This is a genomic window from Microbacterium sp. HA-8, assembly GCF_046111165.1.
Classification (GTDB): domain Bacteria; phylum Actinomycetota; class Actinomycetes; order Actinomycetales; family Microbacteriaceae; genus Microbacterium.
This window is the reverse complement of sequence record NZ_CP162025.1, coordinates 2,070,336-2,087,844: the sequence shown is the minus strand read 5'-3', so window position 1 is coordinate 2,087,844 and position 17,509 is coordinate 2,070,336. Positions and strand designations below refer to the sequence as shown.

Sequence of the window (17,509 nt, the reverse complement as noted above, 5' to 3'; positions counted from 1 at the left end):
TCAGGCCTGCGCCCCCTCTTTCGCCGAGAACCCGGTCGATGAGCGGGCGAAGCGGGGCGAGACGCCGTCCGCGTCGAGATCGCTCGGACTCGAGAGTGTGCCGCGCACTGCAGTCGCGGCGGCGACCAGCGGCGAGACCAGGTGTGTGCGCCCGCCCTTGCCCTGGCGTCCCTCGAAGTTGCGGTTGCTCGTCGAGGCGCAGCGCTCTCCGGGCGCGAGCTGGTCGGGGTTCATGCCCAGGCACATCGAGCAGCCGGCGAACCGCCACTCGGCACCGAAGTCGGTGAACACCTTGTCGAGGCCCTCGGCCTCGGCCTCGAGACGAACGCGCGCGGAACCGGGCACGACCATCACGCGTACACCCGGCGCCTTCGTCCGACCCTTGATGATCGAGGCGAACTGCCGCAGATCCTCGATGCGGCTGTTCGTGCACGAGCCCATGAAGACGGCATCGACCGCGACGTCTTTCATCGGCGTCCCCGCCTGCAGATCCATGTATTCGAGCGCCCGCTCGGCGGCGGCCCGCTCGTTCGGATCGGCGATCTCCGACGGCGTGGGCACGACATCGCTCAGTGACACGCCCTGCCCGGGGTTGGTGCCCCAGGTGACGAAGGGCTCCAGCTCGTTCGCGTCGAGGAAGACCTCGGCGTCGTAGACCGCGCCCTCGTCGGAGGGAAGCGTGCGCCAATAGGCGACCGCGTCCTCCCAGTCCTGACCCTGCGGCGCGTGGTCGCGGCCCTGGACGTAGGCGAACGTCGTCTCGTCGGGCGCGACCATTCCGGCGCGTGCGCCCGCCTCGATCGACATGTTGCAGATCGTCATGCGCCCCTCCATCGAGAGGGCGCGGATCGCGCTGCCGCGGTACTCGAGCACGTAGCCCTGACCGCCGTTCGTGCCGATCTTGGCGATGACGGCGAGGATGATGTCCTTCGCCGTGACCCCCGGCTTCAGCTCGCCCTCGACCGTGATCGCCATGGTCTTGAAGGGCTCGAGGGGGAGGGTCTGCGTCGCCATGACGTGCTCGACCTCGCTCGTGCCGATGCCGAAGGCCATCGCGCCGAACGCTCCGTGCGTGGAGGTGTGGCTGTCGCCGCAGACGACGGTGATGCCGGGCATCGTCAGGCCCAGCTGCGGGCCGACGACGTGCACGATGCCCTGCTCCTTGTCGCCCAGCGAGTGCAGGCGCACGCCGAACTCCTCGGCGTTGCGACGAAGCGTCTCGATCTGCGTGCGGCTCGTGAGATCGGCGATCGGCTTGTCGATGTCGAGCGTCGGAGTGTTGTGGTCCTCGGTCGCGATCGTCAGATCCAGGCGACGCAGGGGCCGTCCCTCGGCGCGCAGGCCGTCGAAGGCCTGGGGGCTCGTGACCTCGTGCACGAGGTGCAGGTCGATGTAGATCAGATCGGGCTGGCCGTCCTCGCCCTTGACGACGAGATGGTCGTCCCAGACCTTCTCGGCCAGGGTGCGCGGGCGATCCGGGATGTCGGACGCGGTGATATGCGGTGTGCTCATGCTCAGTGGTTCTCTCCTGTGAGGGGGATCAAGCCCGCGAGAAACTCCGCGACGAGTGAGGCCTGGGGTCTAGGACTCGTCGCGGCCGCTAAGGAGGAGGCGAGCGATCCGCACGGGCCCAGGGTAGCATCGCATCCCGGGGCCGCGCGTCGGCGGCCGACGCCGCGACGGCGCCGCGGGCGCGGGTCCGTCAGCGCGCGTCGGGCTTGGCCTCGCTCGACGAGGGCTGCTCGACCGGTGCCGGCGTGCCCTTCTCGGCCGCGACCGTGGCCGCCGCCTCGCGCTCATTGACGGCGCGACGCTCGCGGGCCGACGCGAGCAGACTCGCGATCGTCGCGACCGCCATCGATCCGATGATGACAGCGAGCGACATCCACGTGGAGATCACGGGAACCCACTCGATGTGCTCGCCGCCGTTGATGAAGGGCAGCTCGTTCTCGTGCATCGCGTGGAAGATGAGCTTGACGCCGATGAAGGCGAGGATGAACGCGATGCCGTAGTGCAGGTAGCGCAGGCGATCGAGCAGGTCGCCGAGCAGGAAGTACAGCTGGCGCAGACCCATCAGCGCGAAGATGTTCGCGGTGAACACGATGAAGGGGCTCTGCGTGATGCCGAAGATCGCGGGGATCGAGTCGACCGCGAACAGCAGGTCGGTCACGCCGATCGCCACGAAGACGATGATCATCGGCGTCCACATCTTCTTGCCGTCCACGACGGTGCGGATCTTCGCGCCGTCGTAGGTCTCGCTGATGTCGATCGTGCGGCGCAGCGTCCGCACGATGAAGCTCTCCTGCTTGACGTCGTCATCGTGGTCGCCGCCCGGGAAGGCCTGCTTGATGGCCGTGTAGATCAGGAACGCGCCGAAGATGTAGAAGATCGGGCTGAAGTTCTCGATGACCGCGGCGCCGACGAGGATGAACAGGCCGCGAAGCACGAGGGCGATGATGATGCCTACCATCAGCACCTCCTGCTGGTACCGCCGGGGCACCGAGAACTGGGTCATGATCAGCACGAAGACGAAGAGGTTGTCGATCGAGAGGCTGTACTCGGTCAGCCATCCCGCCACGAACTGACCCGCGTACTCGCCGCCGGCGAAGTACCACATCAGCGCCGCGAAGATCAGCGCGAGCGTGACGTAGAAGACAACCCAGAGGGTCGACTCCTTGGTCGAGGGGATGTGCGGACGCTTGAGGATGAGCAGCAGATCGCCGATGAGGATCAGCGTCAGCACGATGAGCGAGCCGACTTCGAACCAGATGGGGAGACCGAGGTCCATGCAGGGCCTTTCGAAAGGGGTGTGGATGTCGAGGGTCGGCGAAGCCCGAAAGTCTCTCCCCACGGGCCTGAGCCGGCCACCGCGGCGCCACCCGGGGCCACGTGATCGGGGCCCGTGATGACGGGTGCACGCTGTCGGGATACTCCCTCTCGCGGGCCCGAGTCTACAGGCACGCCGTCCGCGTGCTTCGCCGTCGCAGGCGCGGCACGTCGGTGGTTCTGCGAGACGATCCCGGCTGTCTCGACACTCCCCCTGTGAGAGACAATCGAGGTGAGGATGCCGGGAGCCACGCTCCCGGATGCCGAAGGGGTGACGCGTGGCCGAACCGGTGGACGTGGACGACCGCACGCTCGTGGCGCAGGCCGCAGCGGGAAGCGAGCACGCCTTCCGCACCCTGTACCGGGCCTACGCCCGCCCCGTGTACTGGGTGGCCTTCGGGCTGCTCGGCGACGCGGCGGACGCCGAGGACATCGCGCAGGAGACATTCGTCACGGCGTGGCGGAAGCTGCCCGGTTTCGAACTCGCCTCGGATTCGCTGCTGCCCTGGCTGTGCACGATCTGCCGGTTCCAGGCCGCGAACCGGCTGAGGGCACGTCGTCGCGACCGCGAGCACACGGCGGGGACGGTCGATGAGTCCGTGCCGGCCGCGATCGACGTCGAGCAGCAGGTCATCGACGCGCACCTCGCCGAACGGATCCTCCGAGAGGTGGAGGGCCTGTCACCGGTCGATCGCGAGATCTTCGTCCTCTGCGCCGCACAGGGGATGTCGTATCTCGCCGCCGCGGAGCAGTTGGGCGTGCCGCACGGCGTCGTCCGCAACCGTCTCTCCCGCATCCGCACGCGCCTGCGGACCGCCCTCACGGAGACATCATGAACACGACCCAGCCCGATACCCTGCCCGATGTCTCGGACGCGACGATCTCGCGCATCGAGCGCGGCGTCTTCGCCGACATCCATCAGCAGCGCGAACGGACGCGCGCACGCCGCGGCCGAGTGTGGCTGGGCGTGGCGGCCGCGGCCGCCGTCGTCGTGGTCGCGGCGGTCATCTCCCCCGCAGTTCTCGGCGGCATCGCGGGCGGGGTCGCGAGCAACGAGGCGGGCTCGGCCGTGGCTCCGGCCACGGACGCGGGCGGCTTTGAGATCGGATCCGACGGCGCGGCCGTGCCCGACATGATCACGGGCACCACGGCGGACGGCCGCACCGAGTCCGGGGCCGCCGCCGGTGCGGCCGAGAGCGGCGAGCGCGAACTCATCGCCTCGGGCTCGCTGACGCTCACCGTGGACGACGTCGCCGAGGCCGCGTCCGGCGTGGCCTCGGAGGCCGAGGCCCGCGGCGGGTTCGTGGAGAGCATGAGTGTGGGTGCGGACGGGGTGATCGCCCCCGAGATGCAGGGCATGCAGGGCGGCGTGATGACCGATACCTCGATGCCGATGCTGCGTGAGGGGGCGTGGGTGCAGATCCGTGTGCCCGCCGATCAGCTCACCGACACGATGAGCGCCCTGGGCGGCCTCGGCGAGGTGACCTCATCGTCGGTGTCGCGGCAGGACGTCACCGACCAGGCCGTCGACCTGCGCGCGCGGATCACCGCGGCCGAGGCATCCGTCGCCCGTCTGACGGATCTGATGGCGCAGAGCGGTTCGGTCGCCGACCTCATCGCGGCGGAGTCCGCGCTGTCGGAGCGACAGGCAACCCTGGAGTCCTACCAACAGCAGCTCGACATGCTCGAGGGCCAGGTGGCGCTGTCGAGCCTGACGGTGCAGTTGAATGCCGCCCGCGGCGAGCCCGTCGCGGCGGACCCCGCGGGATTCGGCGACGGACTGGCCGCGGGCTGGAACGGCCTCGTCGCGACGCTCAACGGCGTCGTCGTCGCGCTGGGATTCCTGCTGCCCTGGCTCGTGGTCCTCGGCGTCGCCGGCGCCCTCGTGTGGTGGATCACCCGGGCACGGCGCGTACGGCGCGCGCGCCGGGCCGCAACGGTCCTCGACGACTGATCGCGCGGATCAGACGCCGGCGGTCGCGTCGCGGCGCGGGAGCACCCAGCCGGGACGCACGAAGTGGCACGTGTAGCCGTTCGGGATGCGCAGGAGGTAGTCCTGGTGCTCGGGCTCGGCCTGCCAGAACGGCCCCGCGGGCTCGATCGTCGTGACCGCCTTGCCCGGCCACAGCCCGGACGCGTCGACGTCGGCGATGGTGTCGCGGGCGACGCGCTCCTGCTCGGGGCTGAGCGGGAAGATCGCCGACCGGTAGCTCGTGCCGATGTCGTTGCCCTGCCTGTTGAGCGTGGACGGGTCGTGGATCTGGAAGAAGAAGGCGAGGATGTCGCGATACGTCGTCTTCGTCGGATCGAACACGATCTCGACCGCCTCCGCGTGACCGGGGTGGTTGCGATAGGTCGCGTGCGAGTTGGTGCCCCCCGTGTACCCGACGCGGGTGTCGAGCACACCCGGCTGGCGCCGGATGAGGTCTTCCATACCCCAGAAGCATCCGCCCGCGAGGACGGCGGTCTCGGTTCCGGGGGTGCGGGTGATGTCGCCGGTGTCGATCATGGGCCGAGCGTACCTCTCTGTGCGGGTCGTGGGGCCGGATCCGGCCTCCACACCGTGCAACGGCGGTCACGGTGTTCCTGTTCCTCATACCCTGGACGGATGGCCCGCTCGTCGTCGCGTCTCACGCTGTCGCTGGGTACGGGCGTCGCGGTCTTCGGCGTGCTGGGTGGTGCGGTGCTGTACGTCGCGCGGCGCCGTCGGCGCGGCATCCTGGGCATCACGGGCGTGCTGGAGCATCACCGCATCTACTGGCGCGAGCGCGCGAGGCAGGACGGCGACCTGCTCTACGTCGCGCTCGGGGACTCGGCCGCGCAGGGCATCGGAGCGAGCCGGCCAGATCGGGGGTACGTCGGGCTGCTGGCGCGCCGCATCTCTCGGCGCACGGGCCGCCGGGTGCGCGTGGTGAATCTCTCGGTCAGCGGCGCAACGACGAGCCTGCTGGTCGAGAAGCAGCTGCCCCGGCTGGCGCGCCTCGAGCCCGACGTCGTGACGGTGGCGATCGGGGCGAACGACATGGCCGCCTTCGATCCCCGCGGTTTCGAGCGATCCGTGCGCGCCATCGTCGACGCCCTGCCCGATCACGCGATCATGGCGGACCTCCCGCACTTCTACATCGTGCCTGCCGAGCGGCGAGTCCGTCTTGCGGGTCCGATCCTGCGCACGATCGCGGCCGACCGGGGACTGACCGTGGCGCCCCTCTACGACACGATGAGACGCCAGGGGCTCTGGGCGGTGCTGACCCAGTTCAAGGACGACTACTTCCACCCCAACGACATCGGCTACCGGGTGTGGGCCTCGGCCTTCCACGAGGCGATCGACGCCCGCTGCGCCGCTCTCACGCGGAGGTGGTCTGCAGCGGAGGCATCTGCTCGAAGAGCACGTCGAAGGTCAACCCCAGAATCCACACCGTGAAGAAGGCGGCGACGATCAGCCCGACGACCTGAACGGCGATCCACACCCACACCGGTGCGAGCCCGGAGCCCGTCCGGCGCCGGAGCACGACCCCGCGCCCGATCACGTAGACACCGTTGCTGACGACGAGCGCCAGCGCCGCCCATCCCCAGTGGAAGGGACGATGGATGCCGCGGCTGACCAGCACCCGCCAATCGAGCCAGGCGAACAGCAGCACCGCCGCGTTGACGGCGAGCCCCAGCAGCACGAGCCAGCCGGTGCCTCCCGGGAACATGATCTGCATGAGATACCCGGGAGATGTGGGATCCATCATGGAGATGGCGAGCGTCTGCTCGAGGTATGCCCGCCAGTCCACGAGCCCGAGGGCCGCGACCGGCACGAGCGGGAGCAGCACGACGACCCAGATCCACGGCGTGCCCGCACGCGAGGGATCGTTCGGATCGGGGTACCAGGCGGGCTGCGGATCGGTCATGGTCACCTCTCGTCGGGGCCTTCCACGCTAACGCGCCGGCGACGCATGCGCCGGAATGGATCCGCGCGGTCGGTGGTTGGAGAGGTCATGCAGCGCTTCGGAACCCTCTCGTTCGGCCACTACGGTCCTCTCGGCGGCGGCCGCATCCTCACTGCGCGGGACTCGATGCTGCAGGCGATCGATCTCGCGCAGGGCATGGACGATCTGGGTGTGGATGGCACCTACTTCCGGGTGCATCACTTCGCCCGCCAGCAGGCATCTCCGATGCCGCTGCTGAGCGCCATCGCCGCGCGCACCCGGCACATCGAGGTGGGCACGGGCGTGATCGACATGCGATACGAGAATCCGCTCTACCTCGCCGAGGAGGCCGCGGCGCTCGATCTGATCAGCGGTGGCCGCCTCGCACTCGGCGTCAGCCGCGGTTCACCCGAGACGGTCGTCCGCGGCTACGAGGCCTTCGGCTACACCGGGTCGACCGACCCGCGCGGCGGCGATCTCGCTCGCGAGCACTTCGACCTGTTTCTGCGAGCCATCGACGGCGAAGGCCTGGCCGAGCGCGACCCCCTGAGCCCGTTCGGCGGCGGCAGCGGGGCCCAGATGATCGAGCCACACTCCCCCGGCCTGCGCTCCCGCGTGTGGTGGGGAGCCGGAAACCGCGAGAGCGCGGAGTGGGCGGGTCGCGTCGGCGTGAACCTGATGTCCTCGACCCTGCTGACCGAGGACCGCGGGCTGCCCTTCGACGAGCTGCAGGCTCAGCAGATCGACGCGTTCCGCGCGGCGTGGCGCGATGCCGGGCACCCGGGCGAACCGCGCGTCTCGGTCAGTCGCAGCATCTTTCCCATCACCACGGCAGAGGACCGGATGTACTTCGGCGGAAGCGGCGGCGGCGACCAGGTCGGTGTGATCGACGGCATCCGCTCCACCTTCGGAAAGACGTACGCGGCCGAGCCCGACATCCTCGTCGAACAGCTGATGGACGATGCCGCGATCCGCAGCGCCGACACGCTGATGCTCACGATCCCCAGCCAGCTGGGCGTGGAGTTCAACCTGCGCATCGTCGAGTCGTTCGCTAAGCACGTCGCGCCCGCTCTCGGATGGCGAGGCGCCCGCGTCTGACGCATCTCGGCGGGGGGTCGACACGTGCGGAGCCCCGCACCCTCTGATCCGCAGAGGGTCGTTGCCGAGCAGAGGATCGACAACCGGGAACATGCCCTCGCCCCGGCATCCACCCTCTGCTCGGCAGAGAAAGCCTCAGCCGCCGGAGGGGTTCTCCACCGGTGTGCCGTCGTCTTCGGTCGTGTCGGGCTCCTCGGGAGCGCCGCCCGAAGCCGTGTCGGCCTCGACGTCGGCATCCGATGAGCCGTCGGTGTTGTGGGTGCCGCCGTGGTGCTCTGTCATCGTGCGCCTCCTCATCCGGCCCGCGGTTCGGGCCTCGATTGCACCGTAGGACTCCGCGGGGCCGAGTGCGACGGGGTTGACAGCACACAGGCGCAGGCCTGGACGGCGCGCGCACAGAAGCAGAGACTGGCGACGCACCCGTTCACCGTCTCACCGGAGGTTCGTCGTGAAAGCACTCATCGTCTACGAGAGCATGTTCGGCAACACCCGCCAGATCGCCGAGGCGATCCGCGACGGCCTGTCCCCCGCCGCGAGCGTCACCCTGACCGACGTCGCCGAGGCGCCCCGCGCCGTGCCGGACGACATCGATCTGTTGGTCGTCGGCGGGCCGACGCATGCGTTCTCGATGTCTCGGCACGGCACCCGCGAGGACGCGGTGCGACGCGGCGCCGCGAGCACCGATCTGGCGGGCGGCATCCGTGAATGGCTGCACGAGCTCGGCGCGGGATCCCGCCCTCACTTCGCCTCGTTCGACACACGCGTGGACGTGCCTCTCCTGCCGGGTGCCGCATCACGCAGCGCGGCGAAAGCCGCGCGCAAACTCGGCTTCCCTGTGCTCGACACGGCGAGCTTCCGCGTCGCCGACTACGAGGGGCCCGTGCTCCCGGGTGAGACCGACCGCGCCACCGAATGGGCGAAGGGCCTTCTCGACGCGCGTGGCGAGAGCGCTTAGCCTCGATCCACCGATGAGCCAGGGTGTTGAGTGGGGCGTCGTGACGCAGAAATGCCTCTCTGATCAGGAAGAATAGAGCTTGTCGAAGGTTCTATTCGCCTGATCCGAGAGGCATCTCGTAGATGCAATTCAAGCACGCTCCTGCCGCGGTGTCCGCGGCTTTCGATGATCCGAATCTTGTGTCGGCCGCCGGTGTGGTGCCGATACTCCGTCTTGCCCGCTCCGCGGGGCTGGACGAGCTCGCCCAGTCTCGGCTGAGCGTCCCGACGGACAAGGGCTCCAACGCCGGCGCGAAGGTGATGGCGCCGGTGGCGCCTAGCCGAGCAGGTCTCAGGAGCAGATCCAACGATCTAGTGGTCCGCTACACGAAACTTGTCCCCCGAAGAGATGACATACACAAACTTCGGCCGCACCTAGATTGGGTCCCAATCGGCGAGAACGCCGAGTACCTACTTGGAGGGTGTTGTTCTGTGAGGAAGCGTGCTCTTGTTTCGATCGTCGGGTCCTTGCTCCTCATCGCGTCGGTGGTTGCGGCACCTGCGGCGAACGCGGCGACAGGGGAGACCAGCGGTGTAATCACCGTCTGCAAGTCCGAGCAACTGAATACAGTGAAACCGTCCGGACAGGCGCTCAGCGCGCAGGAACTGGCTCAGGCCACCGCGACCGTTCGCAGCTACTGCGATTCTCTCGACCGAGTGTCCACACTCGACACACGCTCCGGATACGGCACCTATCTCACGATCAAGGCAACGGCGAATCCGATCACTGGACCGTGTGGTTGCACACAGGGTTCGTGGAACATCAAGGTCACAGCGGCTGGCCTTCCGTACGCGAAAAATAAGAACGTAAACCTCATCTGGCGAACCAACGCGCCGGGCGCAACCGGAGGTGCGTGGCAAAGCGGTCCTAGCAATTACGTGGGGTACTCCACGACCTACGCCAACCTTCCGCTGCAAACGGGGGTCATGCCGCACAAGTGGCGGGTAGAGGGTTACGCAACGTTCTTCGTCGGCTCGACGACGAGGGACACTGCTTCCGCTTGGGCGGCGACGTACTGACAGGAACCGTGAGCGACTGACGGGAGCCCGGGCGGCAGCACTGCCCGGGCTCCCTCCAATGCAATCTCGAGGTAGGGGGCGGGACAGGTGTCGCGGATCACGCTAGGCAATGGGCTCATTGTGCGGGTACGAGCTTTCCGTCGAGAGACAGGACAGATCGTCATCGCCGACGCGGTTAGAAATGCGGACACGCGGACATACGACCGCGAATACCAAGATTCAATCAAGCGGTTTGAGGAGGCCTGGCGATCGGGACAGAGAGGTGAAGATCTACTCTTGCCGAGCACAGGCGCGGAAGTTTTCATGATGGATCTCCGGTGCGAGCGCGTTGCTTCGAGATACCCCGATGATGTCACCGTGGATTCCAGGCGGATTGGAGGATCGGGGACTGAGTGGAGAGTTCGGTGGGATATCGACGGTCACTTTCCCTCGCGGTTTCGCGTAGGGGACACGTCCACTAACTACGTGCTTGTCTCGGCCGTGAAGATGCCGCTGCATGGCCGTACGCCCGTCGTGCGCGCGAAAAGGCGAATAGCGAACCGGTAGTCGCGGTCTTCACAATGGATCTAGTTGTGACCGGTTGGTCTGACACCTTGATGGGATGAGTGGGGCGTCGTGACGCAGAAATGCCTCTCTGATCAGGAAGAATAGAGCTTGTCGAAGGTTCTATTCGCCTGATCCGAGAGGCATCTCGTAGATGCAATTCAAGCACGCTCCTGCCGCGGTGTCCGCGGCTTTCGATGATCCGAATCTTGTGTCGGCCGCCGGTGTGGTGCCGATACTCCGTCTTGCCCGCTCCGCGGGGCTGGACGAGCTCGCCCAGTCTCGGCTGAGCGTCCCGACGGACAAGGGCTCCAACGCCGGCGCGAAGGTGATGGCGCCGGTGGCGGGGATGCTCGCCGGAGCGGACTCGATCGATGACATGAACCTGCTCCGCCACGGCGGCATGGGGCGACTGTTCGTAAGGACCTATGCGCCGTCGACGCTGGGATCGTTCCTGCGGCAGTTCACCTTCGGGCACGTCCGCCAGCTCGACGCCGTCGCCTCCCGGGTCCTCCGGAACCTCACCGCGCGGGCGCCGGTGGTGCGGGCTCGAGAAGGTGAGCGGGTGATGGTCGATCTGGACGACACGATCATCGAGGTCCACGGGTATCAGAAGCAGGGCGCCGGGTTCGGGTACTCCGGCGTCCGCGGTCTGAACGCGCTGCTCGCCACGGCATCGACGAGCTCGTCGGCGCCGGTGATCCTCGGCCAGCGGCTGCGGCAGGGGAAGACCGGTTCCCCGAAGGGCGCCGCCCGGATCGTCGGCGACGCCCTCGCCGTCCTGCGCCGCACCGGTGTCGTGACCGGGGTCCGGCCGTTGTTGCGCGCGGACTCCGCGTTCTACGGGCACGCCACGATCGGCACCGCGATCAACGCCGGCGCCGACGTGTCGGTCACCGTCCGGATGGATCCGGCGGTGAAGACCACGATCGCCACCATCCCGGATGATGCGTGGACGATGATCGAGTACCCGAATGCGATCCGCGACGAGACCACCGGGGCTTGGATCTCGAAAGCTGAGGTCGCCGAGGTCCCGTTCACCGCGTTCCGGTCCAGGAAGAAGGCAGAACGCGTCGAAGGGCGGCTGGTGGTGCGGCGCATCCCTGACCTGAACCCGCGGCAGCTGGAGCAGCCGACGCTGTTCGACGTCTACCGGCACCACGCGTTCTTCACCACCACCAGCACGGACGACATGGACACCGTCGTCGCGGACAAGACCCACCGCGGCCACGCGGTCGTCGAGCAAGTCCACGCCGACCTGAAGAACGGGCCGCTCGCGCACCTGCCTTCCGGGGTGTTCACCGCGAACAGCGCCTGGCTGGTGCTCGCCGTGATCGCGTTGAACCTCACCCGCACGGCCGGTCTGATCGCCGACAGGGCCGGACAGTTGGCGAGAGCGACGACCGCGACGATCCGCCGCACCCTGATTCACGTCCCGGCGCGGCTGGCGCGCTCCGCGCGCCGTGTCACGCTGCACCTGCCCGAGGCCTGGCCCTGGCAGAACGCGTTCGCTCGACTCTTCGCCATCACGCACGCACCACCGCCACCGGCGACCGCCTGACCACCGCCGCAACCGCGGCACGACCGAGACCCAGTGGACGACCGGGATGCGACGCCCGGAACTTAGTGCTGCCCCCGCTATGTCACCACGCGGCGATCACGCCACCCCCGGCCCCCCAGGGCTCATCGGTGGATCGAGGCTTAGGAACCCACCCGCGGGTCCGCGAGAGGCAGCACCCGCGAGCGATCCCAGGGCTCCGACCAGCCGAGCAACTCGAAGAGGCCGTCGAGCAGCATCCCGGTGAAGCCCCAGACGAGGTGCTCGCCGTCCCCCCGCGGCACGAGGAAGCCCGGCCCGCGCCATTCCTGGCCCTCTCTCCGGAGGACGGTCACGCCGCGATTGGCGGGGTCGAGCAGATCGGCGACGGGCGCGCGGAAGACATCGGCCGACTCCCCCGCATCGACCACCCGAACGGGCGAGGGATGCTGCCACCAGGCGAGCACGGGTGTGACGACATGACCCGAGTACGCCAACGGGACCTCGGCGAGCGTGCCCAGCACCTCCACACCGGCGGGGTCAAGGCCCGTCTCTTCGCGCGCCTCCCGCACGGCGGCCCCCACCGCACCCTCGTCCCCCGGATCGATGCGTCCACCCGGGAAGGCGACCTGGCCCGGATGCGCGCGCAGCGTCGAGGCCCGCGCGAGCAGGAGCACGTCGAGATCACGCGAGACCGAGGCTGATGCCGCGCGGTGATCGCTCGCCAGTGAATCGAGCACGCCGAAGAGCATCAGCACCGCCGCGGGGCGCGCGCCCACCGGGCGCGCGGGGCCGAATCGCGCGGAGAGCGCGGCGGCGGCGCGGGAGTTCTGCGGTTCGGCGGTGAGGCTCGCGAGCTGCATACGCGCGGCTTGGCGCGACGGATCTGCGGGCACGGGTTCAGCGTACGCCCGTCTCCGAACAGGGCCGCCCCGGATGCCCGCGGGGTCAGGATCAGGGCTTTCCCCAGCGTTCGATCGCACGTCACGTCCAGGGAACACACCGGAAGCACTCAGGTGAGACCTGCAAGACTCGGCGCTTTGTGTTCGCCTGCGCGGACACCCCGCGCCACCCGAAGGCGCAGAACCTCGATACGGAACCCGGTTACGCATGCGCTCTTTCACGTCTTCGTCCCCCGACCGCCGCTCACGACGCCTCGACGAGCGGCGCCGTCGGCGCCTCGCCCGCCGCCCCGCCATCCTCACGTCGGCGGTGGCGCTGGGCCTTGTCGCCGCGGTGGGTCTGACCGCGACCCCCGCCTCGCAGGCGGATGCCTCCGCGACGACGTCGAGCGTCGCCCTGGCCTCTTTCGTCGTGCCCGCACAGCCCACGGCCGTCGTGACCGACGGCGGCACGGATGAGATCTCGACCGGCGCTCGCGAGGCCCTCGCCGCCGCCGAGGCCTCGGTCGCGGCGGCGGCGAGCGTTCAGGCCGACATCTCCGGCGCCGGCCTCGACATCGGACAGCCCGACACGAGCGTCGACACGGCAGCCCTCGAGAGCGCCGCCGATCGGCTCGAGAAGGCCGACGTGTTGCCCGCCCCCTTCGTTCCCGACCTCACCGACGACGTGACCGCGCTCGTGGCCGTCGTCGACGAGCGCGTCGCGAGCCTGCGCGGCAGCCTCGACGCAGCGCTGGCCAAGAAGGCCGAAGAGGAAGCGGCCGCCGCAGCCGCCGCACAGGCCGCCGCCGAGGCCGAGGCAGCCGCAAAGTCGTCATCGACAGCATCCGCCCCCGCCCCCGTCTACGCCACGGGCGGGGCGGTCGGCGGCACGAGCCCCGCCGACGCGCAAGCCACGGCGCGCGGCATGCTGGGCGGCTACGGCTGGGGCGATGACCAGTTCTCGTGCCTGGTGTCGCTGTGGCACAAGGAATCGGGCTGGCGCTACAACGCCTACAACGCCTCCAGCGGCGCGACGGGAATCCCCCAGGCCCTCCCGGGCAGCAAGATGGCCTCGGCCGGCGCGGACTGGCAGACCAACCCCGCGACGCAGATCGCCTGGGGCCTCGGGTACATCTCGGGCCGCTACGGCAGCCCCTGCGGCGCCTGGTCGCACTCGCAGTCGGTCGGCTGGTACTGACACCTCGCGAAGCGCGGGGCGGCGGCATCCTGACGATGGATGCTGCCGCCCCGCGCTTTCGCGTCAGCCGCGGCCGCGGCCCGCGAGGCCGCCGAACGCGGCGTGCAGCAGCGGAACCGCCGAGACGGCGATCAGCACCACGCCGAGCACCGGCGCCTGCGCGTGCAGCACGGCGCCCCCGATGAAGAGGCCCGCGAAGAGCACGGCCGACACGACACGGCGTGTCACCGCCTCCAGCCGCGCGATACGCCGATCAAGCCGCGGAGTGTCGACCGCGACCCGTCCGTCGTCGAACCGGGTGACGAGGTCGTCGAGCCGCCGCGGAAGACGCGCGGCGACACCGAGGATCTCGACGGCCTCCTTGCCGAATGCCTGAGCGATGGTGCCGCGCTCGTCGCGCATGAGCCCCGCCGCGTAGGGCTCGACCGAATCCCACAGATTGAATGCGGGGTTCAACGCGCTGCACACCCCCGAGGTCAGTGACGAGGCGCGGATGATGAGCAGGAAGTTCTCGGGCAGCTGGAACGGGAGCGAACGCACGACATCGCCGAACTGGATGGCGAAGTCGCGGAACTCTCGCGGGTCGACCTGGGCGAGTTCGGCGAATCCCATGCCACCGAACCGTGCGAACAACTGGGTCATCGCGCGCTCGAGCTCCGCCGTGTCGGCCGAGGGCAGCAGCACCCCCACCTCGCGGATCGCGTCGACCAGCCCGCGCCCGTCCCGGGTCGCGACGGCGATGAGCGCCTGGCGAAGGCCGCGACGGATGCCGCCCGGCACCTCGCCCATCATTCCGAAATCGATGAAGGTGAACCGCCACGCCGGGCCGCCCCCCTCACTCTCCCCGGGCAGCAGCGTCACGAAGACGTTGCCGGGATGGGGATCGGCGTGGAAGAAGCCGTGATCGAACAGCTGGTCGAACATGACGGCGGCGAAGGCGCGTGCGACGTCGTCCGGGTCGATGCCGGCGGCGCGGAGCCCCTCGTGATCGGTCACCTTGATCGCGGTGACGTCCTGCAGCGTGAGCACGCGGCGGGTCGTGCGTTCCCAGACGACCTCGGGAACCGCGACCCGGGGATCATCGGCGAAGTCGCGGCCGAACCGCTCGGCGTTGCCGGCCTCGTGCAGGTAGTCGATCTCCTCGAGGCTCGTCGCCGCGAACTCTTCCACGAGCCCCGGAGCATCCACTCGCGTGTACACGAGCCGGATGCGGCTGAGCCATCCGCCGACGCGGCGCAGAGCCGCGAGGTCGACGTCCACGATCTGCTGGATACCGGGACGCTGCACCTTGACGACGACGGCATCCAACCCGGTCTGCGTCGCGTCCGCCTCGATCAGGCGCGCGCGGTGCGCCTGGCCGAGGGATGCCGCCGCCACGGGCGTCTGATCGAACCACGCGTACGCGCGCTCGAGCGGCACCCCCAACTCGGACTCCGCGGCGGCCTTGATGGCCGCGAACGGCACCGGCGGCACCTCGTCCTGCAGGCCCTCGAGCTCTTTCGTGATCTCGGGCGGAAGGACATCCAGGCGCGAGGACATGAACTGCCCGACCTTGATCATCAGGCCACCGAGGTCGACGGCGAGAACGTGGAACCGGCGTGCGAACCGCCGCATGCGGCGGCTGCGCGTGCGCTCGGCGACCCTCGCGAGCCCGAACCGAGGCAGGACGATCTCGAACCACCACGTCTGCACCAGGTAGCGGGCGGCGAAGCGCAGGATACGACGGTAGCGGGCGCGCGTGTTGCGGGCGTCGGGCATCCTGTCTCCGCGACGCCGACGTGCCGGGGGCACCGGGTCAGTCTTGGGCGAGGATCGAGTACAGCCGGCGGCGCGCCTCATCGAGCACGGCGACGGCCTCCTGCACCTGCTCCGGCGTGCCCGTGCGGGCGACCTGGGCGGCGGCCTGCGCGAGCTCGACACCAGCCTTGGGCAGCGCGGCCATCCGGCCGGCGGTGTCGGGGCGCGCGCCGCTCTGCCACGGCGCAGGCTTGTCGGCCGATGCATCGACTTCGGCCTGGCCCGCCTCGGTGAGCGCGTAGGTCTTGCGCCCGTTCGCCTCTTCGGCCGTGATGAGACCCTCGTCGGCGAGCAGCTGCAGCGTCGGGTACACGGAACCGGGGCTCGGCTTCCACGATCCGCCGCTGCGCTCCTCGATCTCGTGGATGATCTGGTAGCCGTGCATCGGCGACTCGGCGAGCAGGGCGAGCACGGCCGCACGCACGTCACCGCGGCCCATGCGGACGCCGACCTTGGGGCCGACTCGGCGCTCGAACTCGTCGCGCAGCTGTTCCATCGCCTCCCAGATTCCGGCGCCGGGCTTTCCGCCGCCTTGGCCGAAGCCGAACCCGTTGAATGCGTCGAACGATCCGTTCATGATGATCTCCTCATCGGTCGAGATGACGTCAACGATACTCACCGATATGTCGTTGAGGGTCGCTCGCGGGGAATTCCCAGGCTTGCGCTTCGTTCGGCCGCGCCTGATTCACCGAACCCACCTTTTTTCAGCGAGCCACCATTCGTCGCGTGGTGGCTCGCTGCAAAAATGTGGGTTCGCGTCGCCTGCGACCCGGATAGCGGGACCGGCGCCGGGCGGGGCGCACGCCCGCGGAATGCGAAAAGCCCATCCGAAAGGATGGGCTTTTCATGTGTTGTGACCCCAGCGGGATTCGAACCCGCGTTACCGCCGTGAGAGGGCGGCGTACTAGGCCGCTATACGATGGGGCCGCGTCGACAACCGTTCAAGTATGCCATGACCTCGGAGCACTCGACAAATCGGCGCCGGTCCGCGGCGGTCGGCTTGCCGACGCCCTGTCCGGGCGATTGACTTCATTCATGCGCCTGACCAAGCACGAACACGCCGCCCTCCTCCTCGAGCACGAAGGCAAAGGGCTCATCATCGACCCGGGCGCCTTCAGCACCCCGTTCCCCGAGATGTCGCACGTCGTGGCCGTCGTCCTCACTCACGAGCACCCCGATCACTGGACACCCGAGCAGCTCGATCGCATCCGACGCGCCTCGCCCGATGTGCCGATCTACGGTCCCGCGGGGGTGGCCGGGGCGGCGTCGGACTACGGCGTCACCGTCGTCGAGTCGGGCGACACGGTCGAGATCGGGCCCTTCACGCTGCGCTTCTTCGGCGGCGAGCACGCGATCATCCACGAGTCCCTGCCGCAGGTGCAGAACGTCGGCGTGCTCGTCAACGACACCCTCTATTACCCGGGGGACTCCTACACCGTCCCCGAGGGCGTCGAGGTCAACGTCCTGGCCGCACCCCTCGGGGCCCCCTGGCTCAAGATCGGCGACGCGATGGACTTCGTCCTCGCCGTCGCGCCCCGCCGCGCCTTCGGCACGCACGATATGACGGTGTCCGTCATCGGCCGCGACATGCACCGCGCGCGCCTGCAGTGGGCCACGGCGCAGGGCGGCGGCGAGTTCATCCCTCTCGACCCGATGGACACGCTCGACATCTGAGCCGCGCACCGCACACGCACAAGAGTGG

Annotated in this window: 16 protein-coding genes, 1 tRNA gene and 1 pseudogene; 9 read left to right on the top strand and 9 right to left on the bottom strand. The window is 69.0% G+C overall.

Annotation, left to right across the window (positions count from 1 at the left end; genetic code table 11):
• Positions 1–1,512, bottom strand: a complete 1,512-nt coding sequence (gene leuC / locus AB2L57_RS09910) for a 3-isopropylmalate dehydratase large subunit (protein WP_409046984.1) — start codon at positions 1,510–1,512, stop codon at positions 1–3.
• Between the two features lie 190 nt (positions 1,513–1,702).
• Positions 1,703–2,788 (bottom strand): TerC family protein, encoded by a 1,086-nt coding sequence (locus AB2L57_RS09905; protein ID WP_292814462.1) that lies wholly within the window; start codon positions 2,786–2,788, stop codon positions 1,703–1,705.
• A 316-nt stretch (positions 2,789–3,104) separates the two neighbouring features.
• Here AB2L57_RS09905 and AB2L57_RS09900 point away from each other — a divergent pair, with 316 nt between their 5' ends.
• Positions 3,105–3,662, top strand: coding sequence for an RNA polymerase sigma factor (locus AB2L57_RS09900; RefSeq protein WP_292814459.1), 558 nt, complete (start codon positions 3,105–3,107; stop codon positions 3,660–3,662).
• On the top strand, positions 3,659–4,780 hold the full coding sequence (locus AB2L57_RS09895) for a DUF4349 domain-containing protein (RefSeq protein ID WP_292814456.1): 1,122 nt from the start codon (positions 3,659–3,661) through the stop codon (positions 4,778–4,780). The genes AB2L57_RS09900 and AB2L57_RS09895 overlap by 4 nt, the downstream gene beginning before the upstream one ends.
• A 9-nt stretch (positions 4,781–4,789) precedes the next feature.
• On the opposite strand, the gene msrA is transcribed toward AB2L57_RS09895, so the two are convergent.
• The gene (gene msrA / locus AB2L57_RS09890; RefSeq protein ID WP_292814454.1) at positions 4,790–5,335 is read right to left on the bottom strand and encodes a peptide-methionine (S)-S-oxide reductase MsrA; all 546 of its coding nucleotides are present in this window, start codon (positions 5,333–5,335) and stop codon (positions 4,790–4,792) included.
• 99 nt (positions 5,336–5,434) lie between these two features.
• Between msrA and AB2L57_RS09885 the strand changes: the two genes are divergently transcribed.
• Positions 5,435–6,247, top strand: coding sequence for an SGNH/GDSL hydrolase family protein (locus tag AB2L57_RS09885; RefSeq protein ID WP_292814451.1), 813 nt, complete (start codon positions 5,435–5,437; stop codon positions 6,245–6,247).
• Here the strand turns inward: AB2L57_RS09885 and AB2L57_RS09880 are convergent.
• Entirely contained in the window at positions 6,171–6,719 is a 549-nt protein-coding gene (locus AB2L57_RS09880) for a hypothetical protein (RefSeq protein WP_292814448.1), read from the bottom strand. The genes AB2L57_RS09885 and AB2L57_RS09880 overlap by 77 nt on opposite strands.
• An 87-nt stretch (positions 6,720–6,806) precedes the next feature.
• On the opposite strand from AB2L57_RS09880, the gene AB2L57_RS09875 reads away from it, so the two are divergent.
• A complete protein-coding gene (locus tag AB2L57_RS09875) occupies positions 6,807–7,835 on the top strand; it encodes an LLM class flavin-dependent oxidoreductase (protein ID WP_409046983.1) in 1,029 nt (342 codons plus the stop codon).
• A gap of 135 nt (positions 7,836–7,970) precedes the next feature.
• Here the strand turns inward: AB2L57_RS09875 and AB2L57_RS09870 are convergent, their stop codons facing one another.
• Positions 7,971–8,117, bottom strand: a complete 147-nt coding sequence (locus tag AB2L57_RS09870) for a hypothetical protein (protein WP_292814442.1) — start codon at positions 8,115–8,117, stop codon at positions 7,971–7,973.
• 166 nt (positions 8,118–8,283) lie between these two features.
• Between AB2L57_RS09870 and AB2L57_RS09865 the strand changes: the two genes are divergently transcribed.
• The 3 genes and pseudogenes from AB2L57_RS09865 (at position 8,284) to AB2L57_RS09855 (ending at position 11,952) form a co-directional block, all read left to right on the top strand.
• Positions 8,284–8,790: a flavodoxin family protein gene (locus tag AB2L57_RS09865; protein WP_409046982.1), complete on the top strand. Its 507-nt coding sequence runs from the start codon at positions 8,284–8,286 to the stop codon at positions 8,788–8,790.
• 122 nt (positions 8,791–8,912) lie between these two features.
• Positions 8,913–9,128: pseudogene (locus AB2L57_RS09860) on the top strand (IS1380 family transposase); the annotation flags it as partial.
• A 1,417-nt stretch (positions 9,129–10,545) separates the two neighbouring features.
• On the top strand, positions 10,546–11,952 hold the full coding sequence (locus AB2L57_RS09855; protein ID WP_409046981.1) for an IS1380 family transposase: 1,407 nt from the start codon (positions 10,546–10,548) through the stop codon (positions 11,950–11,952).
• Between the two features lie 140 nt (positions 11,953–12,092).
• Here AB2L57_RS09855 and AB2L57_RS09850 read toward each other — a convergent pair whose 3' ends face one another.
• Entirely contained in the window at positions 12,093–12,791 is a 699-nt protein-coding gene (locus tag AB2L57_RS09850; RefSeq protein WP_409048610.1) for an NUDIX hydrolase, read from the bottom strand.
• 247 nt (positions 12,792–13,038) lie between these two features.
• On the opposite strand from AB2L57_RS09850, the gene AB2L57_RS09845 reads away from it, so the two are divergent.
• Positions 13,039–14,010, top strand: a complete 972-nt coding sequence (locus AB2L57_RS09845) for a lytic transglycosylase domain-containing protein (protein WP_292814753.1) — start codon at positions 13,039–13,041, stop codon at positions 14,008–14,010.
• 63 nt (positions 14,011–14,073) lie between these two features.
• Here the strand turns inward: AB2L57_RS09845 and AB2L57_RS09840 are convergent, their stop codons facing one another.
• The 3 genes from AB2L57_RS09840 to AB2L57_RS09830 form a co-directional block, all read right to left on the bottom strand.
• Positions 14,074–15,768 carry an AarF/ABC1/UbiB kinase family protein gene (locus AB2L57_RS09840; protein WP_292814751.1) on the bottom strand — a complete coding sequence of 565 codons (1,695 nt, stop codon included), beginning with the start codon at positions 15,766–15,768 and terminating at the stop codon, positions 14,074–14,076.
• Between the two features lie 37 nt (positions 15,769–15,805).
• Entirely contained in the window at positions 15,806–16,384 is a 579-nt protein-coding gene (locus AB2L57_RS09835; RefSeq protein ID WP_292814759.1) for a PadR family transcriptional regulator, read from the bottom strand.
• A 277-nt stretch (positions 16,385–16,661) separates the two neighbouring features.
• Positions 16,662–16,734: transfer RNA gene (locus AB2L57_RS09830), tRNA-Glu, on the bottom strand.
• A 108-nt stretch (positions 16,735–16,842) separates the two neighbouring features.
• Here AB2L57_RS09830 and AB2L57_RS09825 point away from each other — a divergent pair.
• Positions 16,843–17,481 carry an MBL fold metallo-hydrolase gene (locus AB2L57_RS09825; RefSeq protein WP_409046980.1) on the top strand — a complete coding sequence of 213 codons (639 nt, stop codon included), beginning with the start codon at positions 16,843–16,845 and terminating at the stop codon, positions 17,479–17,481.
• Positions 17,482–17,509: the final 28 nt, after the last annotated feature.